The organism is Paenibacillus sp. GCM10027629 (assembly GCF_042676425.1).
Classification (GTDB): Bacteria; Bacillota; Bacilli; order Paenibacillales; family Paenibacillaceae; genus Paenibacillus_K; species Paenibacillus_K terrigena.
In genome coordinates this window covers 205,037-227,536 of sequence record NZ_JBHTGZ010000012.1, presented here as the reverse complement: position 1 = coordinate 227,536, position 22,500 = coordinate 205,037, and the positions used below count along the sequence as shown (strand labels likewise).

Annotated in this window: 22 protein-coding genes and 1 riboswitch; of the genes, 17 read left to right on the top strand and 5 right to left on the bottom strand. The window is 47.6% G+C overall.

Going from position 1 to position 22,500, the window contains the following annotated elements; genetic code table 11:
• Positions 1-78: 78 nt before the first annotated feature.
• A complete protein-coding gene (locus ACFQZR_RS21705; RefSeq protein WP_379349810.1) occupies positions 79-1,704 on the bottom strand; it encodes an MDR family MFS transporter in 1,626 nt (541 codons plus the stop codon).
• Positions 1,705-1,915: 211 nt separating this feature from the next.
• Here ACFQZR_RS21705 and ACFQZR_RS21700 point away from each other — a divergent pair, with 211 nt between their 5' ends.
• From ACFQZR_RS21700 to ACFQZR_RS21680, 5 genes are all read left to right on the top strand, one after another.
• On the top strand, positions 1,916-2,218 hold the full coding sequence (locus ACFQZR_RS21700; protein WP_018755849.1) for a HesB/IscA family protein: 303 nt from the start codon (positions 1,916-1,918) through the stop codon (positions 2,216-2,218).
• Between the two features lie 14 nt (positions 2,219-2,232).
• The gene (locus tag ACFQZR_RS21695; RefSeq protein WP_314588703.1) at positions 2,233-2,460 is read left to right on the top strand and encodes a DUF1450 domain-containing protein; all 228 of its coding nucleotides are present in this window, start codon (positions 2,233-2,235) and stop codon (positions 2,458-2,460) included.
• Between the two features lie 85 nt (positions 2,461-2,545).
• A complete protein-coding gene (locus tag ACFQZR_RS21690) occupies positions 2,546-2,815 on the top strand; it encodes a hypothetical protein (protein ID WP_018755847.1) in 270 nt (89 codons plus the stop codon).
• Between the two features lie 162 nt (positions 2,816-2,977).
• Entirely contained in the window at positions 2,978-3,808 is an 831-nt protein-coding gene (locus ACFQZR_RS21685) for an aldo/keto reductase (RefSeq protein ID WP_379349806.1), read from the top strand.
• Between the two features lie 18 nt (positions 3,809-3,826).
• Positions 3,827-4,513, top strand: a complete 687-nt coding sequence (locus tag ACFQZR_RS21680) for a metal-dependent hydrolase (RefSeq protein WP_379349804.1) — start codon at positions 3,827-3,829, stop codon at positions 4,511-4,513.
• A gap of 156 nt (positions 4,514-4,669) precedes the next feature.
• On the opposite strand, the gene ACFQZR_RS21675 is transcribed toward ACFQZR_RS21680, so the two are convergent.
• Both ACFQZR_RS21675 and ACFQZR_RS21670 read right to left on the bottom strand, forming a co-directional pair.
• On the bottom strand, positions 4,670-6,640 hold the full coding sequence (locus ACFQZR_RS21675; protein WP_379349802.1) for an LTA synthase family protein: 1,971 nt from the start codon (positions 6,638-6,640) through the stop codon (positions 4,670-4,672).
• Between the two features lie 199 nt (positions 6,641-6,839).
• Complete coding sequence (locus ACFQZR_RS21670; RefSeq protein ID WP_379349800.1) at positions 6,840-7,985, bottom strand: THUMP domain-containing class I SAM-dependent RNA methyltransferase; 1,146 nt, start codon at positions 7,983-7,985, stop codon at positions 6,840-6,842.
• A 106-nt stretch (positions 7,986-8,091) separates the two neighbouring features.
• Between ACFQZR_RS21670 and ACFQZR_RS21665 the strand changes: the two genes are divergently transcribed.
• On the top strand, positions 8,092-8,724 hold the full coding sequence (locus tag ACFQZR_RS21665) for an O-methyltransferase (protein ID WP_379349798.1): 633 nt from the start codon (positions 8,092-8,094) through the stop codon (positions 8,722-8,724).
• Between the two features lie 73 nt (positions 8,725-8,797).
• On the top strand, positions 8,798-9,544 hold the full coding sequence (gene map / locus ACFQZR_RS21660) for a type I methionyl aminopeptidase (protein ID WP_379349796.1): 747 nt from the start codon (positions 8,798-8,800) through the stop codon (positions 9,542-9,544).
• 120 nt (positions 9,545-9,664) lie between these two features.
• Here the strand turns inward: map and ACFQZR_RS21655 are convergent, their stop codons facing one another.
• Positions 9,665-10,876, bottom strand: a complete 1,212-nt coding sequence (locus ACFQZR_RS21655) for an MFS transporter (RefSeq protein WP_379349794.1) — start codon at positions 10,874-10,876, stop codon at positions 9,665-9,667.
• A gap of 230 nt (positions 10,877-11,106) precedes the next feature.
• Between ACFQZR_RS21655 and hemE the strand changes: the two genes are divergently transcribed.
• The 7 genes from hemE (at position 11,107) to ACFQZR_RS21620 (ending at position 18,320) form a co-directional block, all read left to right on the top strand.
• Complete coding sequence (gene hemE / locus ACFQZR_RS21650) at positions 11,107-12,156, top strand: uroporphyrinogen decarboxylase (protein WP_379349792.1); 1,050 nt, start codon at positions 11,107-11,109, stop codon at positions 12,154-12,156.
• Positions 12,157-12,182: 26 nt separating this feature from the next.
• Positions 12,183-13,130: a ferrochelatase gene (gene hemH / locus ACFQZR_RS21645; RefSeq protein ID WP_379349790.1), complete on the top strand. Its 948-nt coding sequence runs from the start codon at positions 12,183-12,185 to the stop codon at positions 13,128-13,130.
• A 9-nt stretch (positions 13,131-13,139) separates the two neighbouring features.
• Positions 13,140-14,600 (top strand): protoporphyrinogen oxidase, encoded by a 1,461-nt coding sequence (hemG, locus tag ACFQZR_RS21640; protein ID WP_379350937.1) that lies wholly within the window; start codon positions 13,140-13,142, stop codon positions 14,598-14,600.
• 193 nt (positions 14,601-14,793) lie between these two features.
• A complete protein-coding gene (locus ACFQZR_RS21635; RefSeq protein ID WP_379350935.1) occupies positions 14,794-16,065 on the top strand; it encodes a CapA family protein in 1,272 nt (423 codons plus the stop codon).
• 13 nt (positions 16,066-16,078) lie between these two features.
• Positions 16,079-16,828 (top strand): glycerophosphodiester phosphodiesterase, encoded by a 750-nt coding sequence (locus ACFQZR_RS21630; protein ID WP_379349788.1) that lies wholly within the window; start codon positions 16,079-16,081, stop codon positions 16,826-16,828.
• A gap of 1 nt (position 16,829) precedes the next feature.
• Positions 16,830-17,453: a fumarylacetoacetate hydrolase family protein gene (locus tag ACFQZR_RS21625; RefSeq protein WP_379349786.1), complete on the top strand. Its 624-nt coding sequence runs from the start codon at positions 16,830-16,832 to the stop codon at positions 17,451-17,453.
• Between the two features lie 51 nt (positions 17,454-17,504).
• Positions 17,505-18,320: a DUF92 domain-containing protein gene (locus ACFQZR_RS21620; RefSeq protein ID WP_379349784.1), complete on the top strand. Its 816-nt coding sequence runs from the start codon at positions 17,505-17,507 to the stop codon at positions 18,318-18,320.
• A gap of 62 nt (positions 18,321-18,382) precedes the next feature.
• Here ACFQZR_RS21620 and coaA read toward each other — a convergent pair whose 3' ends face one another.
• Positions 18,383-19,303 (bottom strand): type I pantothenate kinase, encoded by a 921-nt coding sequence (coaA, locus tag ACFQZR_RS21615; RefSeq protein ID WP_379349782.1) that lies wholly within the window; start codon positions 19,301-19,303, stop codon positions 18,383-18,385.
• Between the two features lie 246 nt (positions 19,304-19,549).
• Positions 19,550-19,649: riboswitch (purine riboswitch) on the top strand.
• Between the two features lie 68 nt (positions 19,650-19,717).
• Here coaA and ACFQZR_RS21610 point away from each other — a divergent pair.
• The 3 genes from ACFQZR_RS21610 to ACFQZR_RS21600 all read left to right on the top strand — a co-directional run bounded on the left by ACFQZR_RS21610 (position 19,718) and on the right by ACFQZR_RS21600 (position 22,413).
• Positions 19,718-21,145, top strand: a complete 1,428-nt coding sequence (locus ACFQZR_RS21610; protein ID WP_379349780.1) for an NAD(P)/FAD-dependent oxidoreductase — start codon at positions 19,718-19,720, stop codon at positions 21,143-21,145.
• A 275-nt stretch (positions 21,146-21,420) separates the two neighbouring features.
• Complete coding sequence (locus ACFQZR_RS21605; RefSeq protein WP_018755830.1) at positions 21,421-21,762, top strand: DUF1516 family protein; 342 nt, start codon at positions 21,421-21,423, stop codon at positions 21,760-21,762.
• A gap of 33 nt (positions 21,763-21,795) precedes the next feature.
• Positions 21,796-22,413, top strand: a complete 618-nt coding sequence (locus ACFQZR_RS21600; RefSeq protein WP_379349777.1) for a KinB-signaling pathway activation protein — start codon at positions 21,796-21,798, stop codon at positions 22,411-22,413.
• Positions 22,414-22,500 lie beyond the last annotated feature (87 nt).

Below are 22,500 nucleotides of genomic sequence, written 5' to 3'. Positions count from 1 at the left end.
GGCAAATTACAACAAAAAGGGCAACCCGCAGTCAACAATTTGACGTTGAGGTTGCCCTTTAATAGATTCATGATATGTTTATACTTCCGTTGCAGGTTCTTGCTCCTGATCTTTTGCTATCTTCTTGCCGCGCTGCGGCATTTGCTCTCTGGAGATTCGGCCGTTGCCTACGAAGCAAGCGGTCAGCACGCCCAATACGATGAAGATAAGTCCTGCCCAGAACACGATGGAGAAGGCTTCGGTCCACACCGTTTTGATCAGGTTCAGAACGGTCTCCTTGATGTCGGCTTCAAGCTGTAACGCTTGAGGCGCGAGCATGATGGTGAACAGATCATCTACCTTCTCTGATAATTTACTCATGATGCCGGACAATACGGGATTATTCGTCACTTGATCGGTTTTCAGTGCTTCATCCATTTTGCTAGCAAGCGCATGGTTCATGACAACGTTCAATACCGTAACGCCAATCGTACTACCGATGGAACGGAAGAATGTCGATGCCGAAGTCACCGTTCCGAGCTGTTCCCGAGGGAACTGGTTCTGCACGGCAATCATTAGGGTTGGCATAACAAGACCCATACCGAGACCCAGAATAATCATGTACATATTCACGGTAAGCTGCGTCGTATGCGTCCCCATGGTGCTCATGAGGAAGAACCCAAGGGCACCGATTACCATCCCTGAAATAAGAACGGTACGATAACGAATCCGAAGCAAGAGTTGACCACCAACGATACTTGCTGCAATCAGCGAGAGCATCATTGGTGTCATCGTCGATCCAGCTTTGGTCGGGCTAACACCTAGAATCGCCTGCATGAACATTGGTACGAACATAATCGCACCGAACATCCCCATCCCAACGAGGAAGCCAAGAATATTTGTTGTCGCGAAAACGCGATTTTTGAATAACGAGAGATCTAGAATCGGTTCTTTCGCTTTCTTCTCGATAATGAGGAAGAGAGCGGTCAGAACAATTGCGCCGCCGAAGATCAAGAAGCTCTCAACGGATGTCCACGCAAAATTTTTACCGCCGAATGTAAGTCCAAGGAGTAAGAGGACGATCGCAGGAACGAATGTAACGATGCCCCACCAGTCGATAACGGCTTTGTGCTTCGCTACAAGCTCATGCTTCATGCCGAAGAAAATAAGAATACCGGATAAGAGTCCAACAGGTACGTTGATTAAGAAAATCCAGTGCCACTGCACATGGTCAACGATAAATCCACCGATAAAAGGTCCAATAACGGAGCTGAGTCCAAAAATACCACCGAATACACCTTGCCATTTGGCACGCTGCTCAGCGTTAAAGATATCCCCGACAATCGTCTGAGATAACGGCATGAGCATCCCGCCGCCGATCCCTTGCACGGCACGATAGAGGACCAGTTGTTCCATCGTCATCGCCGTAGCACATAAGAACGAGCCTGCGACGAATATCAGGACGCCAAGTAAATAGAAGAGTCTGCGACCATACATGTCAGCGAGTTTACCGACAATCGGTACCACGGTAGTAGATGTAATCAAATATGCTGTGGTTACCCATGCAAAGATGGAAAATCCATTTAAATCTTTAATAATCGTAGGCATTGCCGTACCGACGATGGTCTGTTCGAGTGCACTGAAGAGCATCCCGATGATTAAGCCGATGAGTACCATGGTCCGGTTAATCGTCTTTGGTGATGAATCTTGTATTGCTTCTTGCATAGATGGCCAAACCTCCAATTTCTAAAAATCTTACGCTCTAATATTTTAGGTCTAAAATAAATCACTTTTGGATTATAGGGTATAATGAGCGTGGAATCAAGTGTTAATTTGTGTACAAAATGTGAATTTTCAAGTTTTTATAGGTTGATTTCAAGAGTTCAATTATTTACAATAAAGGAATATGGATTTGGACATGATGGGAGAGAGAATCATGAATTGCAAAATTACACGCAACGCTGCGAAAAAGATAAAGCAAGAGCTTGAACAAGCGAAAGATCCGGGGCTGATGCTTCGTGTTTTCGTTACCCATTCCCACGGGAACCATGCCCACTATGGCATGGACCTGGACAAGGCGAAGGATAATGACACGATTGTGGAGACAGACAAGGAGATTTCTGTCCTCTTGCAATCGGACGAGCCAATGTTGGATGGAATCAAAATTGATTATTTATATTTCCCTGAAGAGGGTTTTATCATTACGAATCCATCAAAAGGCAATCATGGGGATCACTAGAAAGAGGATGAATTATGGCGAACGACATACGCATTTGCGATAAATGTAAGCATGTTAAGATGAAGACGTTCTTACCGAAAGTTCAGAAGATGGACCCGGAAGCAGAGATCAAAGTAGGATGCAAGTCGTATTGTGGTCCTTGTGGGAAGCGGGTATTTATCTTCATTAACGGCCGTTATGTAACGGCACCTACGGAAGATGAAGCAATTGAGATGGCAAGTAAATATGTGAAAAAAAAATAAAAGTGTGATCTTAAGAGGTGCGGATAGTTCCGCACCTTTTCGTCTATCCTAAGAAGGCTATAATGGTCAAAGGGAGGACAGGATATTGACACGTAATGATGATTCGATGCATGAGCAAACTCCGATAACGCAAGCGCAGAATTCAATTGAAACACTGCATCACGCCGTCTCTCAAGCGCTCAGTCATCCGTCGGAACAATCTGTGGGACAAGCGAATAGCGCATTGAAGCGAGCTCAGAACGCAGTAGATACGGCGATGAAGAATGAGACAGGACGGAATCAACAGCCTGTGGAGTTCGCACGCGAGCTATTAGGAGATGAAATGGAACGGTTGAATAAATTATCCACAGATTAATACGCATGTTGTAGAGCCACCTGGAATGGAATGAGAGCCGATTCCTTCCAGGTGGTTTTGCATTTTGCGCTGTGGAAAATACCTGTGATATGATAATGTTGTCGCTTACTTTATGGAAGCGTGTGGAGAATATTTAGAATACATATCAAGGGAGGATATTGTATGAAACATATTGCAGATCGCGTTAAACTGAACAACGGTGTCGAGATGCCATGGCTTGGTCTTGGCGTATGGAAGGCAGCAGATGGTCAAGAGGTGTCTAATGCCGTGAAATCAGCGATTGAATGTGGTTATCGCAGCATTGATACGGCGGCGGTATATCAGAATGAGTCTGGTGTCGGACAAGGGATCAAAGACAGCGGCATCGCAAGAGAAGAGCTGTTCGTGACGACGAAGGTCTGGAATTCGGATCAAGGTTATGAATCGACGCTCCATGCGTTCGAAGAGAGCCGCAAGAAGCTGGGACTCGACTACCTTGATTTATATCTTATTCACTGGCCTGTCAAAGAGAAAAAATATATCGATACATGGAGAGCGCTGGAGAAGCTCTACAACGACGGATTGGTTCGTGCGATTGGTGTGAGTAACTTCCATATCCATCATTTGAAGGATATTTTCGAAGTAAGCGGCATCGTGCCTGTCGTGAACCAAGTGGAATATCATCCGTTGCTAGCGCAGCGTGAGCTGCATGCGTTCTGTAACAGCCACAATATTGTACTTGAAGCATGGAGTCCGCTAATGCAAGGGAAGCTGTTGGACGATCCGATGCTTACAGAGATTGCTGCGAAATATGGTAAATCGGTGTCCCAAGTGATTCTGCGTTGGGATTTGCAGAACGGTGTCATTACGATTCCGAAATCCGTGAATCCAGAGCGTATCGCTCAGAATGGCGATATTTTCGACTTCGAGCTCTCGGCTGAAGATATGGAACGTATTCAAGCGATGAACAAGGAACAACGTGTAGGCCCAGATCCAGATCATATCGATTTCTAAGTGAGGTGTGAATAGAGCATGGAGCTCCAATTTATCGGTCATTCTTGCTTTATTGTATCCCATAACAATTTCAAAGTTATTATGGATCCGTTCATCTCGGGCAACCCGCTCACGACCTTGAAAGTAGAAGACATCAAAGTGGATGCGGTACTGCTGACACACGGGCATTCCGATCATACGGCGGATGCACTGCAGATCGCGCTTCAAAATCAATGTCCGATTATTGCGAACTTTGAGATCTGTAGTTATTTTGGGAGCAAAGGCGCCACCGTGTTCGGCATGAATATCGGCGGGTGCAATACCTTCCGCTGGGGCAAGGTTAAATTTACACCAGCAATCCATAGCTCAAGCCTCGATACCGAGCAAGGCCCTATATATGGCGGCGTTGCGGGTGGGATTCTGCTCACTATGGGCGACAAAACCTTTTATCATGTTGGGGATACGGCCTTATTCAGTGACATGAAGCTCATTGGCGAATTGCACGACATTCATGCTGCGGCGATTCCGATCGGCGATGTGTTCACGATGGGGCCTGAGGATGCGCTGCTCGCAGCGCAATGGATTGGTGCGAAGACCAATATCCCTGTGCATTATGATACGTTCCCAGCTATCGTTCAAGATGCGGAAGCGTGGGTTGCAGCTGTCAATGCAAAGCGGTTGCACGGCATTTGTATGCATCCATCGGATCGATATATCGTCGATTAATACAAAGAAACCCCTTGCTAACATCGGGATGGTCATGGTGTTCATGACCTAATCCTAATGCTGTGCAAGGGGTTTTTTTTATGAAATATTTTTCGGGGCCCCCCGCAAAGTACCTGAATCGCACCGAAGCAATATCACCACTTTGTGGGGTTCTTTTTATGCCTTCTCCCTGAAGCGACGGATCAGGTCATAGGTTATGACTTTATCCGAGATTTCGAGCTGCTTCTTCGCTTGATCCGCAATAGAGCGGCAGCCAGCAATATCGGCTTTGTCACCGGTCTTCGCGTCATAGCAGGTTCCATTCTCGAAGATTCCATCTGCTGCAGGCATGTAATAGTACTGTCCATCTGTCACTGCACCTGTACGCAGCACGACGAGCTTGTCGCCTTCGGTGAATAGATTATTTCCCATCATATAATAGGAATCGGCTTTGATGCCCAGCAAATAGAGCAGGGAAGGCGTCATATCTAACTGACCGCCTACACGATCGACGGTACCTGCATGTTTACCATCAGGGAAATGGACGATCATTGGAACCTGATTCATCAGCTGTTCAAATTTCATATCGCTGATGCTTGTGCCAAGGAACTGCTCCATCGCGCTTTTGTCGCGAATGGAATTATCGTGATCCCCATAGAACGCAATGATCGTATTTTCCCACAGACCGTCGGCCTTCATTTGTTCGATCATTTGGCCGAACGCTTCATCCACGTAATGAACGGATTCTAGATAGTCTCCGAAGATTGTCCCTTTGAATTTCCCGACATCTAGCACTTGCTTACTCGCTGGAAGTTCATAAGGATGGTGACTGGATAGCGTAATCAAGAAGGAATAGAAAGGTTCCTTCGTCTGCTTCATATAATCCAAGGATTGTCGGAAGAAGGAAGCATCCCCGAGCGACCAACCTAATGGTTCATCAATTGTAAAGTCCTTCTTGCTATAGAATCGGTCGTAGCCCATTTGATTGTACATATTGTATCGATTCCAGAAGCTCGCATCATAGGCATGATAGACGCCTGTTGAATACCCTTTATCTTTGAGAATCTGAGGGAGGACATCGTAGGCATGATTCGGATAACGAATGAATACAGAGCCTGTTGGCAATGGATGCAAGGACGTATGCGATGAGAAGTCAGCATCGGACGTACGTCCTTGTCCCGTCTGGTGATAATAATTGTTGAAATACATGCTCTCACGAACGAATTGGTTCAGATGCGGCGTGACTTCGATCCCATTGATCTTCTGATTGATCATGAAGTTCTGGAAAGCCTCGGCTTGAATGACAATTATATTCTTGCCTTTATAAGCACCGAACAGCTCATTCGTGACTTGCGGTTCGTTATGCTTGGCCGTGAACCATTGTTTGACTTCCGCTTCCTCTTCTGCGGAGAGCGTCTGGCTCGAGAACCAATTTTCACTCGCATAGCGGTTAATATCGTATCCGTGGAATCCAATCAACCCGGTCACATTATAGAGGGACACGTTCCACCAGTTCCCGACGAAAATCCCTTTTGCCCAGGTATTCGTCGCATGTTGAATCGGGAGGAATGTCAGACCTGCACCAAGCCCAAAGATGATCGCGCTCATCACGACACGAGTAATGAATTTCTGGATACGGCTGCGATCTGTGCGAGCCATACGCATTAAGGCTTTTTCCTTACCAAGGACGATCCAAGCTGCGATGGTTAATGGTAGGAGCAGTACAATATCGATGAAGAACAAGATATCCTTCCAGAACAAGAGGGAAGCAATACTATGTCCGAGAGAACTGACTTGTCCAGCCTGCATCAGAACAGGAATGGAAATAAAGTCTTGGAAGTATCGATAATAGACCAAATCGGCATAGAACACGCTGGTGAGCAGCACATTCAGTATGAACACGCTAATCCATCGTCCTCGCGGCGGTAGCAGCCACACCCAGAACGAGCATAGCAGAATGGAACCAACGCCAATGATATAATCCCATCGATCCATCCGGACGAGGGGAACATCCATAAATCGATCGAACAGAAACAATTTATACAGGATAAGTGCTATAAACAGAATGCATTCGACATAACGAATACGAAATAAGGTATGAAGCGGTACTCTTTTGGCTCGCGGAGCCGTCTGGTAAGGTGTATTCAAGGTCGAAACAGCTCCTTTCTTCGAGCAAAATGGTAATTCATAGCGGTCAACAGACACCTTTACTATTATAAACGTAAAAAATTCGGATTCAACTTCTGTTAATATCTGGATAAATCGCCCTGCTACGCAAAAAACCGCCGTTACCCATTCTTTCCAAAAGGAAGTGAATGAATAACGGCGTTTTGGTTTTTATCTAGGATTACGCAAGTGGCTTGCGTGGTGGGAGCGGGCCTAGGTATTGATAGAATTGACATTCAATGCGTCCATTGAACAGCTTGCGACGCTTGTTCGCTGGGCGACCGAAATAATGCTCGAATTGCTTGTTCGGACAGATCGAGAAGAATGACCAAGTCGGGAGCTTCTTCGAGACGAAGCCGAGATCACGCATGACCTTCTCAGCCTCATCAATTTCACCGAGTCGTTCGCCATAGGGAGGATTCGTGATGATACAACCGTAGTCCCCTTGAGGATCTATTTTCGCGACAGGCAGGGTATGGAACTGGATTTCTTGGCCCAGCCCGGCAGCCTTTGCGGATGCATATGCAATGTCAATCGCTTCTCGGTCAATATCGGAGCCCGCGATCTCCAGCGGAATATCATCCCGCAAGAGATCGTAGGCTTCTTCTCTTGCTTCTTCCCATAGGTGGGCAGGAATGATCGGCCAGTCGCTCGAATTGAATGAACGTCGTAGTCCTGGGGCGATGTTCCAGCCGATCATGGCAGCTTCAATCGGAATGGTACCCGAGCCGCAGAATGGATCATAGAACGGGCGATTTGGAGTCCAGCGGCTGAGCAGCACGAGTGCTGCCGCCATCGTCTCCTTGAGTGGTGCTTCGGTTGCTATTTTGCGGTATCCGCGTTTATGAAGGCCTGGTCCTGTTGTATCTAAGGTAAGCAGCGCGATGTCATTCAGCATAATGACTTCAATCACGTAACGAGGCCCGGTTTCATCGAACCATTCGGTCCCGTAAGTCATACTCATCTTGTCGACGACCGCTTTCTTCACGATGGATTGACAGGCAGGTACACTGCTAAGCTGCGATTTATGCGAACGGCCTTCGACAGGGAATTCCCCGTCTTCTGGAATCCAATCCGGCCAATTCAGTGCTTTGGCTCCTTCAAATAGTTCATCGAATGTAGTGGCTTTGAATTCGCCCATCTTGATCAGAACGCGATCACTTGTCCGAAGCCAAAGGTTACACCGGCATATATCGATCAGATCACCGCGGAAATTAACGCGGCCATTCTCAACCATCAGATCTTCATAGCCTAAATCTCTTAATTCTCGTGCGACAACAGCTTCAAGTCCCATTGGCGCTGTTGCAATTAACTGATACTTACTCATGTAATCGTTCACACCCTAACAGCATTTTCTGATACAATCCAGTATAGGCGAATTTAATCGACGTTACAAACATTGAAATAGAAATGAGCATGCAGGAGGTTAGGAAATGACGCAATCCGATGAGCAATATATGGATTCATTATTTGCTGAAGATGAGGTTCTAGAACGCGTGATGGAAGGGACGCGCAAGGCAGAAATGCCCGAAATATCGATTGCCCCGGGTTACGGGAGATTGCTCACAATTCTCGTGAAGACTTCGCGTGCGCAGCGCATCCTCGAGATTGGGGCCCTTGGCGGATACAGCGGGATATGTCTTGCTCGCGGCTTAGATGATGAGGGAAAGCTCGTCTCGCTGGAGCTGAAGCCGGAGTTCGCGGAGGTGGCGAAGCAGCATGTGACCGAAGCGGGGCACGGCCATCAAGTTGAGTATCGCATTGGCGATGCGATGGAGAGCTTGAAGCAGCTTGAAGCCGAAGGGCAGCGATTTGATTTCTTCTTCATTGATGCGGATAAGGGGAATTACTTGAACTATCTTGAATATGCCCTTAGACTTGCGAATCCAGGTGCCCTCATTGTAGGGGATAACACATTGCTGCGCGGCAGAACGACTGATCCGACACGGAGCGGTCCTGCGGTTCAAGCTGTAAGACAATTTAATGAACGGATTGCGCAAGACCCACGGCTGATGAGTACGATGCTGCCAGCTTATGATGGTCTTGCTATTGCCATGGTGAAGTAAATTGTGCGGCAGCCTTATTTGCTAAAATCGATCAATTTCAATACACTATACAAATGAACAGGAGGCGCGTGAGATGATTACGATCAAGACAAAAGAACAAATTGCGAACATGAAAGCGGCAGGCGAGATTCTCGCTGCGTGCCATCGTGAGATCGCCAAGATGATTAAACCCGGAATTACAACACAAGAAATTGATAAATTTGCTGAAAAATTCATTCTCGATCACGGAGCAACACCAGAGCAGAAAGGCTACAATGGGTATCAATATGCGACGTGTGCTTCTGTTAATGATGTGATCTGTCATGGCTTCCCGAAACCAGAAGTGCTCAAGGACGGGGACATTGTGACCATCGATATGGTCGTGAACTTGAACGGATGGCTGGCGGATTCAGCTTGGTCTTACCGCGTAGGTAATGTATCCGAGCAAGCCGATACATTACTTCGCGTGACGGAAGAATCGCTGTACAAAGGAATTGAGAAGGCAGTGATTGGTAATCGCCTAGGCGATATTGCGAATGCGATCCAAGTCCATGCGGAGTCGAATAACTTCTCCGTCGTACGTGAATTTATCGGTCACGGGATCGGACAGGTGATGCATGAGGAGCCGCAAGTGCTTCATTACGGACCAGCTGGCCGCGGTACACGTCTTAAGGAAGGCATGGTCATTACGATTGAGCCAATGCTGAATACAGGCGACTGGCGCAGCAAGCTGGATAGCGATGGCTGGACGGCAAGAACGAAGGATGGCGGCCTATCTGCGCAATATGAGCACACGATTGCGATTACAGCAGAGGGACCGATCATTCTTACAGCACAATAATCCGCGATTAGATCATACAAGGAAAGGGTTGCCTGCGCGATGGCTTATACATCGCAGGGGCAACCCTTTTTACATGTTCTGAATCGCTTCCAAGCCAACGCACCACTTTGTGGGAAGGTATTATGTAGTGGATTTCACACGCTGATTACGATATAAGGTCATCCACACCCACAGCCCATTGCATAACAACAAGATTCCGGAGGAGATGAAGATGCCCTGGATGCCAATATTCCCGGACAAAGCACCCGCAATAATCGGTCCGAGCATGTTCCCGAGTGCTAACGTACTACTGTTGAAACTGTAAGAGCGACTTTCCATCCCATCGGGTGTAAATTTGCGGATCAGGGAGTTCACCGAAGGCAGTAGGCCGCCCATGAACATGCCAAGAACGAATCGACATAAGATCAACTGCCATACACTGCTGACGAATGCCTGCGGGATCAGAGAGACGGAAGCACCAATCAAGCAGAAGAAGAGAATTCCATTGGAGCCGATCTTGTCGCTAAGCTTCCCGAGCAATGGGGAAGCGATCATATTCGAAATGCCGGTAATGGAACTGACAAATCCGGCCCAGAAGGCGAGATTCACCGACGTTCCGTGTAGTTCTTGCACGTAAAGCGGCATTAGCGGCATCGGGCCCATCATCGCGAATTGCAGCAAGAAGGTTACACCGAATAACGCCATGAGGGGACGATATTTAGTAAGCTGCATGAAACCGGCAATAACGGAGATATCCGGTTTCTTCGCTGCTTCCTCACGATTGAATTTCTCCTTAATCAAGAAGGTAGCGACGAAGGAAGCAGCAAATGTGAGTGCGCCGGTTATGTAGAATATCGGACGATAGCCGATCGTATCCGCGAGCAGACCGCCAATGAATGGGCCTAGGATGGTTCCGGCGACTTGTCCAGATTGCAGCATCCCCATGGCGAATCCCATTCGCTGCTTCGGCGTTGCAGATGCGGCAAGCGAGATAGCTGCGGGATTGAAGCCGGAAATCGTTCCATTTAAAAGGCGCAATAACAAGAGCTGGAATGGCGTCTGCGCGAAGCCCATCAGCACCATGACGATCGCCATGCCGTATCCAGAGCGTAAGAGCATCATTTTCCGGCCATATTTGTCCGCGAACTTGCCCCAGATCGGCTGAAATATAAAGGATGTCAAGAAATTTGCAGCGAAGATGAACCCTGCCCAAGTCCCGATTTGGTGCGGATCAGTAAGACCAAGATCATGCTGCAAGTAGAGCGACAGGAACGGAATGATCATCGTCATGCCGGCATTGACCAGGAATTGGCCAACCCAGAGGACGACGAGATTGACTTTCCATTGTTGCATCGCATGGATCACTCCTTTCTTAGATGATAGATAAATCAGTAAGGGTTTCGAACGATCCTGTATTGGAAATTATAGCATAAGGTGCAGTCATGGACGAAACAAGGTGGTTCGGGTGTGCGTGACGATTGTCATTGAATTGTCATAGGGAGCTATTCGAGATAGGTTGAGACGATATATGAAAAAGGGCATAATGAGTTTATTGACATTAGAGGTTAGATTGGAGAATTGACATGATAACGAATGACCGGTTTCTAAGAGCATGCTTGAAGCAAGAGGTCGATCAGCTTCCTGTCTGGTATATGCGCCAAGCAGGGCGTTACGATCCTGATTATCGCAAAATCAAAGAAAAATACAGCTTGCTCGAAATTTGCAAACAGCCTGAATTGGCTGCGGAAGTTACACTCATGCCGATTCACAAGCTCGGGGTAGACGCAGCGATTCTATATTCGGATATTATGAATCCGGTTGCTTCAATTGGAATTGATTTTGATATTGTTGCCAATGTAGGTCCAGTCATACATAATCCGGTACGAACGGCAGAGGATGTAGCGAAGCTGCGTCCGATCGATGTGGAGGGGGATCTCTCACACGTGCTGGAGACGATTCGAATTCTAGATCGCGAGCTTGAAGTGCCGCTTATCACGTTTGCAGGGGCGCCATTTACGATCGCCAGCTATCTTATCGAAGGTCGTCCATCACGGAATTATCGGTTAACGAAGCAAATGATGTATAGTGCTCCAGAAGTTTGGTTCGCTCTAATGGATAAGCTAGGTGATATGGTGATTGCTTATCTTAAAGCGCATGTCGCTAACGGGGCAAAAGCGGTTCAATTGTTTGATAGCTGGGTGGGAGCGCTTGCACCGCAAGACTTCGAACGTTATGTACTGCCTACGATTAAGCGGATTTTCGCTTCGCTTAAAGAAGTAGATGTACCTAAAATTTATTTCCCAGGAGTCAGTTCAGGCGAATTACTACCAACACTACGTGACCTAGAAGCGAATGTGATCGGATTGGATTGGCGCGTGTCCATTACAGAAGGCAGAGCGCGTGTAGGCTCGAAATTCGCGGTCCAAGGGAATTTGGATCCGTTCTTGCTAACCGCACCGACGCACGTCCTTGAAGAACGGGCAAGACAGTTGATTGATGAAGGGATTCAGAAGCCAGGCTACATTTTCAATCTGGGTCATGGATTGTTCCCCGAAGCATCGCTAGATACGTTGAAGCATTTAACGGACTATATACATGCCTATTCGCGCGAAGCGATTCAAGCAAGAGGTTAAGGCAGCCACAGAGGGAGATAAGGAATATGTCACAGAACAAAATTGGTGTATTGGTGATGTCCTATGGCACGCCTGAGAGTCTAGATCAAGTGGAAGCTTACTATACCCATATTCGCCGTGGTCATCCACCGACTGCAGAGCAGCTTGAAGAGTTGACTTCCCGTTATGAGCAAATCGTAGGCGGGTTCTTCCCGTTGCGTGAGAATACCAATCGTCAAGTTGCTGCACTTGAAGCAATGTTGAACAATGAATTCGGTCGTGAGGACTTGGAATTCGTCTGCTATCAAGGATTGAAGCATGCACATCCATTGATCGAAGAAGGCGTTGAGCAGATGGCGCAAGATGGAATTACGCAAGCGATCGGCGTCGTTCTGGCACCCCATTATTCGGTTATGAGTGTAGGCGGATATATTCAACGTGCGAAGGCACAAGCGGAAGAGAAGGGCATTGCGATGTCGTTCGTCAAAGACTACCACTTGCATCCTCTCCTGCTTGATGCACTCGTACAACGCGTTGAAGACGCGTTGCAGAAATTTGGAGAGCTGGAGCAAGCGAAACGTGATGTTCGAGTTCTCTTCAGCGCTCACAGTCTTCCGGCCAAAATTCTAGAGATGGGCGATCCTTATCCGGATCAATTGCTTGCGACTTCCCGTGCGATTGCGGACCGTGTCGGACTTACGCAGTGGCAATTCTCTTGGCAGAGTGCCGGACAGACCGCTGTACCTTGGCTCGGGCCAGATATGCTCGATACGCTGCACACCTTGGTCCAAGAAGAGCAAGTAAAGCAGGTGCTCGTCGCACCGATCGGCTTCGTATCCGATCACTTGGAAGTGTTGTACGACTTAGACATCGAAGCACAGCAAGTTGCTGGCGAACTAGGAGTTCATTTGGAACGTACGGCATCATTGAACACGGATCCGCTCTACATTGCGACACTCGCGGATGTAGTGCATCAACAACTAGAGAGGAAGTGACCGTCCATGGTGAACACAGCGTCTCGTCACGTTGTTGTCATTGGCGGAGGGATAAGCGGACTGAGCTCCGCTTTTTATTTGCATAAATATGGGGTAGAACGAGGTCTTGATCTGAAGGTTACCTTGGTTGAGAAGGATGCAAGCTTCGGCGGCAAGATTATGACGCTCCACCGCGACGGCTTTGTCATTGAGAAGGGTCCGGACTCCTTCCTTGCTCGCAAACTGCCGATGATTGATCTGGCTCGTGAATTGGAGTTGGAGGATGAGCTCGTCGCGACAAGTCCGGATAAGAAACAGACGTATATTATGCATCACGGGAAGCTGCACAAGATGCCCCCGGGGCTATCGCTAGGGATTCCGACGCAAATAACGCCTTTCCTCAAGACAGGTCTCATCTCGGTGCCAGGGAAGCTCAGAGCAGGAATGGATTTATTCATTCCGAAGCGGACTGATCAAAGCGACGAATCCCTTGGTTCATTCCTATCGCGGCGTCTTGGCTTCGAGGTGCTCGAAAATATCGCAGAACCGCTGCTCGCAGGCATCTATGCTGGGGATACGTTCAAACTGAGTCTTCAGGCAACGTTCCCACAGTTCGGTGAAATTGAGCAGAAGCACGGTAGTCTAATCCGCGGCATGAAGTCGAGCGTTTCGTCCTCGAAGCCGCTTAACTTGCCAGGCCAGACCGATGCGGTGCGAAAAAGTATGTTTTTGACCTTCCGTCAAGGCTTGCAGTCCCTTGTCCATGCACTCGTTCATGATTTGCATGCCAAGGCAGAGCTGCTTCCGAATACAGGTGTTACGGCCATAGAGCCTTTGGACCCACATGACGGAGTTTCTCCACGTTATCGCGTTGTATTGGATCAAGGGGAGCCGCTTGAAGCGGACGCTGTCTTTGTTGCTACACCAACCTTCGCGGCAGGACCTTTACTTGCACCGTATGTGAATACGAGCATGCTGGATCAAATGGCGTATATTTCGGTCGCGAATGTTGTTATGGCATTCGATGCAGCCGATATACCGAATCCACTTGATGGCTCAGGCTTCCTAATTCCACGCAAGGAGAAGCGCAACATTACCGCTTGCACATGGACTTCGAACAAATGGCCGCATTCAACGCCGGAAGGCAAAGTGCTGATTCGTTGTTATGTCGGTCGTGAAGGCGAAGAGCAGAATGTGGACTTGCCAGACGACCAACTTGCAGCACTCGTTCGCAAAGATTTAAGAGAAATTCTTGACATCCAGGCAGAACCGCTCTTCACCGAGATTACGAGATTGAAGAAATCGATGCCGCAATACCCGGTAGGTCACTTGAACGCACTTACACGTCTGCGGGAAGAGCTATCTGTGCAGCTTCCTGGCGTGGAGGTTGTAGGTTCAGGATATGAAGGGGTTGGGTTGCCCGACTGTATTCGTCAAGGCCGTGATGCAGCTGCACGGATGGTGAACTGGATGAAAAACCCTTCCGATTAATGAATAAACTGACATGTTTCTTGAAAGAGTACTATTCTATCCCATATTGTTGATATAATGGGATGAGTAGTGCTTTTTTTTCTGAATAAATACTTGAGGAGAATCTATGTATATTTCAAGATCAGATGCCCATCGGGCGCAAAAAGCGAGAAAAAGGCGTAAGATCCGAACGTTGTTAACATTGAACTTGGTGATGTTATTAATCATCGGTGGGCTAACTGCGGTCTATATCTTTAAGTTCCAAGGCGACCCGCTGGAGGCGGAAGCAGGGCATGATCGCAGTTCAACGCAGGTGGAGGAGCAGGTTGCGACAGAGCATACGGATGATGCTGTTGAGCCCGAACCCGTGAATGAAGCTGAAAGTGTCGACACAGCGTCCGGTTCTGCAGAATCGGGTGATCCATCAGGAGGTCAAGTGGGGGACGCGGGAACGGGTCAGGCTGGGGGCAATCCAGCAATGAAGCCTGCTGAAGAAGTCAACTCACAGGTCGTGATGCCAGATCAGGATGGACTTAAGCTATCCTTTGTTGGAGACATCCAGATGTCAGGTAAAGTAGCTGAATTGATCGATAAGAACGGTGATGATTTCCCATTCCATTACGTTAAATCGATGTTTGAGCAAGATGACCTGACGGTAGCGAACTTGGAGACACCGATCACGACAGGAGGGGTTCCAGCGGAAGACAAGCAATTTGTGTTCAAGTCAGCACCGGGCTCAGCGAGTGCTCTAGGCAAAGCAGGGATAGATATGGTTACACTCGCTAACAATCATGTACTTGATCATGGGGTCACAGGGTTGATGGATACAATGAAGCATCTGGATGGAGCGGGAATCCAACATTTTGGCGCGGGTAAGGATGAGGAAGAGGCCTTCAAGATTGCCTATGTGGAACGCAAAGGAAAACGCATTGCGCTGCTCGGATTCTCTCGCGTTCTGCCGAAAACCAGTTGGTTCGCGAAAGGAAAGAATCCAGGCGTAGCAGATACATACAGCTCGGCCAAAGCGCGGGAGAAGATTGCGGAAGCGCGGAAAAAGGCTGATTTCGTCATTGTAACGGTGCATTGGGGTGCTGAAAGAGCAGATAAACCTAATGCTGTGCAAAAGCAGCTGGCACGTGAATACGTTGATGCAGGGGCTGATCTTATTATTGGCAGCCATCCGCATGTTCTTCAAGGATTTGAACAGTACAAAGGGAAATGGATCGCTTATAGTCTTGGGAATTTTGTATTTACAAGGTCGAGTAATCCCATGACTTGGGAGACAGCGGTTCTGCAAGTCACGTTGAATCATGATGGCAGTTGTGCGCTACAAATGTTCCCGTTCCATGCGAACCTCGGGCAAGCTGTGCCTATGGATCAAGCGACGGGTTCGAAGCTGTTGAAGCGAGTCTCAGCATTGTCCAATCCATTAGGCGCTGAAGTTCGTCAAGATGGGCGAATCGGTACGATCGGTCGTACGAGGTAAGGGGGAGCACGGAATGTACGTAGGGAAGAATTGTTGTGTTGCACACCGCGGATGGTCTTCCAAAGCGCCAGAGAATACATTGGCAGCGATACAGCTAGCCATGTCTGAACCATACATATCTTGGATCGAATTTGATGTTCAGTTAAGCAAGGACGGAATTCCCGTCATCATACACGATTATACGCTGGAGCGTACGACAAATGGTCAGGGGTTTGTACGGGAAAAAACCTATGCTGAACTAAGTCAGTTGGATGCAGGTTCGTGGTTTTCTCCAGCCTATGCTGGTGAGCAAATCCCAACCTTAGAAGATGTCCTTGACTTAGCTGGTGGTCGGCTTCGCATGAATATTGAGCTCAAGACACAGGGAAATATGTCCTCTGGACTTGAAGAAGCCGTCATCGATCATATTTATCGTTATACGCTCCAGCATGATGTCGTGCTGACATCGTTCGAACCGAAAGTGGTACAACGTTTGAAGCGACTTGCACCAGAATTGCGAACCGGGCTCATTACGGAGATGCCGAGTCAAGATTACGTCGCCGTCTGCCGTTCTCTTGGGGCTGATTTTCTATCTTTATATTATCCGATGTTCACGAAGCAGAACGCAGCTGCCTTGGTGCAGCAGAGGATTGGGATTATGGCGTGGACTTGCAATCATACGAAAGACATTATACAGGTAGCTGATCTGCATCCGGAACTAATGATTTGTACGAATTATCCGGATCGGTGGAATATGGCTATTGGAGAAGGGAAAGAGGGATAACATGCAATCTATGATTCAGAATGTATACTGTGTAGGACGGAACTATCGACTTCATGCGGCAGAGCTTGGGAATGAGGTGCCGACCAAGCCGATGATCTTCATGAAGCCAACGCATGCCGTCGTGCCGATGAGCGGCGGGAAGATTACGATGCCGAAGGGTCAAGGTGAACTTCATTATGAAGCAGAGCTCGTGATCCGTATTGGCCGAGATTATGAACCAGGGATGCCGATGGATGATCTGATCGATGTGATGGCACTTGGACTGGATTTCACGCTTCGCGATGTTCAGACGGTATGTAAGCAGAAAGGCCACCCATGGACAGCTGCTAAGGCCTTCCGCAACTCCGCTCCGATAACACCTTATATCGCATTCCCAGGTGTCGATGCGCTTCAGGATTCCGATTTTGTATTGCTGAAGAATGATATGGAAGTCCAACGAGGCAATGCGCGGGACATGATTTTTGACTTGAAGACGATTGTTGAATTCATCGCGACGCATTATGGACTCGGGAAAGGCGATATCATCTTTACAGGGACGCCGGCAGGTGTCGGTGCTGCAGTAACTGGGGACAAGCTTGAGCTCTATTTTGGGAACGAACTGCTGGATTCTTGCATCATCGCATAACTTGTCTCGCCATCATAGATGTCTTTAGGGTACGAAGGGGAAGGTATACGTATGTGGAATTGGGTGATTGGGTTCGGTTGTAGTGCGATTGTCGCCTATTCGGCTTATAAGCGGCGTTCTCTATCTTTATCAGGGATGCTTGCCGCTATCACGATGGGGACTATTTTTTTCGCAATGGGAAGTCTGCTCTGGTTTGGCATTCTCCTAGCGTTTTTTGTCTCTTCAAGTGTGATGTCGCATGTGAAGAAGAGCGCCAAAGAAACGTATGAAGCGGCCTATGAGAAAACAGGGCGCCGGGATGCGGGACAAGTGTTCGCCAACGGTGGTATCGGTATGCTGCTATGTATCGCATTTGCGATCAATCCTAGTCCTGTAATCGTCGCTGCTTTCGTCGGTGTGATGGCTACGGTGACGGCGGATACGTGGGCAACGGAGATCGGCAGCTTAAGCCGCTCACAGCCTCGTTCTGTGCTCACATGGAGACGAATTCCGACAGGAACTTCAGGAGGCGTATCGGTATTAGGTACACTCGCTGCGATGTGCGGCGGCCTCTTCATCGGCCTATGCGCTGCTGGGTTCGATTGGTTGTTTCCAATACATCAAGGCGTTCCCGTCTATCTGTATTTGCTGATGGGATGGATCGGTGGAACGGTAGGCGCGTTCGCCGATTCGATCATGGGAGCGACGTGCCAGGTCATGTACCGTTGCCCGAAATGCGGGAAAATGGTTGAACGGAAGGACCACTGTGGTGTACGTACAGATCGAGTACGAGGCCTTTCGTGGATGAACAATGACCAAGTCAATTGGATCAGCTCCTGCGCTGGCGGATTAATCGCAATTATCGTATTGTACTTGGCAGGAATATAGAACAAACAGGATGTCTTCGAAGTCATGTTTATGACGGAAGACATCCTGTTTTTAGTTTTGAGCTATTTGCGAAGATGGATTTTCTGAACGGTATGGCTTGCACCTTTCTCCAGAATGAGCTTCGCGCGGGCCTTAGTTGGCAAAATATTTTCGGTGAGGTTCAGCTCATTTACATCGCGCCAGACATTTGATGCCATACGCAAGGATTCCTCTTCACTTAGGCTTGCATAGCGGTGGAAATAGGACTGCGGATTCAGGAACGCCGTCTTTCGAAGCATACGGAATCGCTCTAGATACCAAGTCTCTAAATCTTGAACGCCGGCGTCAACGAAAATGGAATAATCGAAGAAGTCGCTGACGAATACGGATGCGCCTCGATTTACCTGCAATACGTTGATCCCTTCGATAATGAGGATCGCCGGTTTGCGAACAGTCTGAACTTCGTCAGGCAGAATATCATAGCTCAGATGCGAATACATGGGGGCAGTTACTTCCGGAATCCCCGATTTGATATCTGTTAAGAACTGAATGAGCTTACGAATATCATAGCTTTGTGGGAAGCCTTTCTTGTCCATCATTCCTTTAGCTTCGAGGACATGATTCGGATACAAGAAGCCATCCGTTGTGACGATATCGATATTGGCATAACTCTCGTATGTAGACAATAAAGCCTTAAGAAGCCTTGCGGTAGTACTCTTACCGGCAGCTACACTGCCCGCAATCCCGATAATATAAGGTGCATCGGATACAGACTTCTTCAAGAAACGAGCTTCGGCAGCCTTTACCTGCTTCGCAGCCTCTGCTTGAAGATGGAGGAACGCTGCTAATGGAAAGTAGACTTCCTGCACTTCATCGATTGTGATCTGATCGTTCAGTGATTTCAATTGCTCCAAGTGCTGTGGAGTAATAACCGGGCGGTCCTGGCACCTGAATTGTGCCCATTCTTGCCGGGTTAGCGTGAGATAAGGATGGTAATTAGGCATGGTTGTACCTCGCTAGCATTATATTGTTCGTTCAGAGGTTCTCGCTATTATCATACCAGATCTTGAATGAAATGAAGATCCCTTGCTTAACAAGGGAACCATTGTCGACAGAGCAATATTCGGAATTGGTAATAAAATTAATAGTATATTACATGTGTTGTATTCTTAATTATCATAAAATCCGAACAATAATTAAATGATATGCTTGACATATTCGTTGTTGTCCATTACGATATCCATATCAGCATGAATAAATTTGATTCAATTCGTATATCCTCAGTGATATGGACTGAGGGTCTCTACAAGGAGCCGTAAATTCCTGTCTACGAATGGGGCGTTTGTCGTACCTCATTCGTTGGACAGGTTTTTTGTGTTGTTCCCAAGCTAAGACAACATGTACTTTAGGAGGATGACATGAGTAATCAATATGATGTAATTGTCGTAGGAGCAGGGCCAGCAGGTATCTTTACATGTTATGAACTATCACTGAAGGCGCCACAGCTTCGCGTATTATTAATCGATAAAGGTCATGATATTTATCGTCGGCGCTGCCCGATTCTGGAGGAGAAAATCCAACTATGCCCACCACCAGCTGGGAAGAAGGACTTCGCAGGATGCTTGCCAGCTTGCTCGATCACGAGCGGTTTTGGCGGTGCGGGTGCGTATAGTGACGGTAAATTCAACGTAACGACGGAGTTCGGCGGTTGGATGACTGATTACTTAAGCCCATCTAAAGTATTAAATTTGATCAAATATGTGGACCAGATCAACCTCGATCACGGGGCAACAGAGTCCATTACGGATCCGACAACGGATATCGTTCGCGATATTGAGCAGCGCGGGTATGCTGCAGGACTGAAGCTATTGCGGGCACAAGTAAGACATTTGGGGACGGAGCAGAACCTTGAGATTCTGAAGTCGATCTTTGAATATTTGAAAGACAAGATTGACATGATGTACAAGACCGAAGTCGATGACATTATTACAGATAAAGAAACGAAGCAGGTTCGCGGTGTTGTGCTGAAGAACGGAACGGAGTATCAAGCAGATCATGTTGTTATCGTGCCAGGTCGTGACGGTTCCGCATGGTTAACTGAAGTGCTCAAGAAGCGCAAGATCAAAATGTTCAATAATCAAGTCGATGTTGGTGTGCGCGTAGAGACGTCTGATGTTGTCATGCGTGAAATTAATGAGCATTTGTACGAAGGGAAATTCATCTACAACACCTCGGTAGGTACACGTGTAAGAACGTTCTGCTCCAACCCATCCGGTCACGTTGTAGTTGAGAATCACAGCGGTGTTATGGCGGCGAATGGTCACTCCTTCAAGGATCCAGCCCTTGGATCTGCGAATACGAATTTCGCGTTGCTGGTGTCGCATCGTTTCACAGATCCATTCGATAAACCGAATGAGTATGCACGTGAAATTTGTAAACGGGCGAACGATCTATCAAGCGGCGGTGTCATTGTTCAGAAATATGGCGATATTCTACGCGGCAGACGTTCGACAGAGAATCGAATTCGTGAAGGCTTCTTAGAACCGACACTTAGTGAAGCTGTACCAGGAGATCTTGGGCTTGTACTTCCGTATAACACGATGAAGAGCTTGATCGAAATGGTCGAGGCACTCGATAAAGTAACACCGGGTCTTGCTTCCGAGCACACCTTGTTCTACGGTGTTGAAGCGAAGTTCTACTCAGCACGTCCAAAGCTGTCGGAGTCCTTCGAGACAGAAATCCCTGGCTTGTATTGCGGTGGAGACGGAGCGGGTATCACACGCGGACTAGCGCAAGCAGGCGCAGCAGGCGTGTGGATTGCAAGAAACATTATTGGTCAAGCTTAATCGTAGATCGGTACGTATGAATAGATTGAAGAAGCGGCTTCTGTATCGGATTATCCGGTCAGAAGCCCTTCTTATTTCGTCTAACTTGGCATGCTATGATTTTTTTCACAGCATCGACGGTTGTTTTGAATGAAAACTTCATCATATTGTGAACAAAATCGATCATTTTTGGATATGGAATTGCTTTTCAGATTAATCAAACGTACAATCTAGATGATATGCGTAAACAATACATAGTCTAAATGATTGCGAATACAGAATAGGAGGGTTTTAACATGGATGTGTTTAATATTTTTTATCAGTCCCATGCAGGTTCTTGGGCGATTCTTGTGCTGATGTTCGTCATTAGCTGCATTTTCAAACGCCAGAAAGTAACACCGATGATCACACGTCTGTTCTACCTCATTATGCTCGTCTCCGGTATCGGGATGCTCGTGAAGTTGAACTTCCCGCTCATGTACATTGTGAAGGGGATATTGGCGCTTGGTTTGATCGGTATGATGGAAATGATTATGGGGCGTCTACGCAGAAATGAACCAACGATGATGTTCTGGATTATCTTGGTTGTTCTGCTTGCTCTCATCGTGTGCATGGGATACGGCGTTATTTCGTTCTAATGTACGCTTACTTGCTCTCTAGGGGATATGCGCATGATTAAGAGAATCTTCTACTTATGCTGGACAACAACGCTGATTGGCGTGTTGACGGGTATCGCAACATGGGCAGTACTCAGATATTTGGATCCAGGGTTTATCTTTATTGATGACGAGTTAAGCGGATATGAGTTATCCTCATTGCTGCTCGGTATCTTCTCGATTGCGTTCACGAGTATCATTGGGTTTATCGCCTTCGTATTCGGAAGGTATTATATTCTCGGGATCCTGAAGAATCGCATGAACGTCTGGATTGGGATTCAAATTTTCTTTATCCTATTGACCCTGTTTGATTTGTTCTTTATTCGGTTCAAGAAGTTCGCTGGTGAGGGTGACCATGCGTTTGGGTATCTTGGATTGCCGCTGCTTATTCTTGCTGTTGGTGTGATCATTACGATCTGGAAAGTAAAACTGACGAACAAGAATGCGATCGTCCCGACCATGTTCTTCATGATTGTGATTACGGTGCTGGAGCTGCTGCCATCGCTATCGGTTAATCGGATGGAGTATATCCTCTACATGCTGATTCCGCTCGTGGTGTGCAACAGCTGGCAGATCCTATCGCTTCATAAGCTTACGGGACCACAGAAGAAGGCAACAACAGTTGTGTCATAGACATGAATAAAGTCTCGACGAGCACGGATCGTGCTGTGTCGGGGCTTTATTTGTATACAGGAGAAATCATGGCATGCAAGGCCGTTA

Bases quoted from the DNA above. Each gene is read 5' to 3' on its own strand.
- ACFQZR_RS21705 (WP_379349810.1), bottom strand. From the start codon at position 1,704: ATGCAAGAAGCAATACAAGATTCATCACCAAAGACGATTAACCGGACC.
- ACFQZR_RS21700 (WP_018755849.1), top strand. From the start codon at position 1,916: ATGAATTGCAAAATTACACGCAACGCTGCGAAAAAGATAAAGCAAGAG.
- ACFQZR_RS21695 (WP_314588703.1), top strand. From the start codon at position 2,233: ATGGCGAACGACATACGCATTTGCGATAAATGTAAGCATGTTAAGATG.
- ACFQZR_RS21685 (WP_379349806.1), top strand. From the start codon at position 2,978: ATGAAACATATTGCAGATCGCGTTAAACTGAACAACGGTGTCGAGATG.
- ACFQZR_RS21680 (WP_379349804.1), top strand. From the start codon at position 3,827: ATGGAGCTCCAATTTATCGGTCATTCTTGCTTTATTGTATCCCATAAC.
- ACFQZR_RS21670 (WP_379349800.1), bottom strand. From the start codon at position 7,985: ATGAGTAAGTATCAGTTAATTGCAACAGCGCCAATGGGACTTGAAGCT.
- ACFQZR_RS21665 (WP_379349798.1), top strand. From the start codon at position 8,092: ATGACGCAATCCGATGAGCAATATATGGATTCATTATTTGCTGAAGAT.
- map (WP_379349796.1), top strand. From the start codon at position 8,798: ATGATTACGATCAAGACAAAAGAACAAATTGCGAACATGAAAGCGGCA.
- ACFQZR_RS21655 (WP_379349794.1), bottom strand. From the start codon at position 10,876: ATGCAACAATGGAAAGTCAATCTCGTCGTCCTCTGGGTTGGCCAATTC.
- hemE (WP_379349792.1), top strand. From the start codon at position 11,107: ATGATAACGAATGACCGGTTTCTAAGAGCATGCTTGAAGCAAGAGGTC.
- hemH (WP_379349790.1), top strand. From the start codon at position 12,183: ATGTCACAGAACAAAATTGGTGTATTGGTGATGTCCTATGGCACGCCT.
- ACFQZR_RS21635 (WP_379350935.1), top strand. From the start codon at position 14,794: ATGTTATTAATCATCGGTGGGCTAACTGCGGTCTATATCTTTAAGTTC.
- ACFQZR_RS21630 (WP_379349788.1), top strand. From the start codon at position 16,079: ATGTACGTAGGGAAGAATTGTTGTGTTGCACACCGCGGATGGTCTTCC.
- ACFQZR_RS21625 (WP_379349786.1), top strand. From the start codon at position 16,830: ATGCAATCTATGATTCAGAATGTATACTGTGTAGGACGGAACTATCGA.
- ACFQZR_RS21620 (WP_379349784.1), top strand. From the start codon at position 17,505: ATGTGGAATTGGGTGATTGGGTTCGGTTGTAGTGCGATTGTCGCCTAT.
- coaA (WP_379349782.1), bottom strand. From the start codon at position 19,303: ATGCCTAATTACCATCCTTATCTCACGCTAACCCGGCAAGAATGGGCA.
- ACFQZR_RS21610 (WP_379349780.1), top strand. From the start codon at position 19,718: ATGAGTAATCAATATGATGTAATTGTCGTAGGAGCAGGGCCAGCAGGT.
- ACFQZR_RS21605 (WP_018755830.1), top strand. From the start codon at position 21,421: ATGGATGTGTTTAATATTTTTTATCAGTCCCATGCAGGTTCTTGGGCG.
- ACFQZR_RS21600 (WP_379349777.1), top strand. From the start codon at position 21,796: ATGATTAAGAGAATCTTCTACTTATGCTGGACAACAACGCTGATTGGC.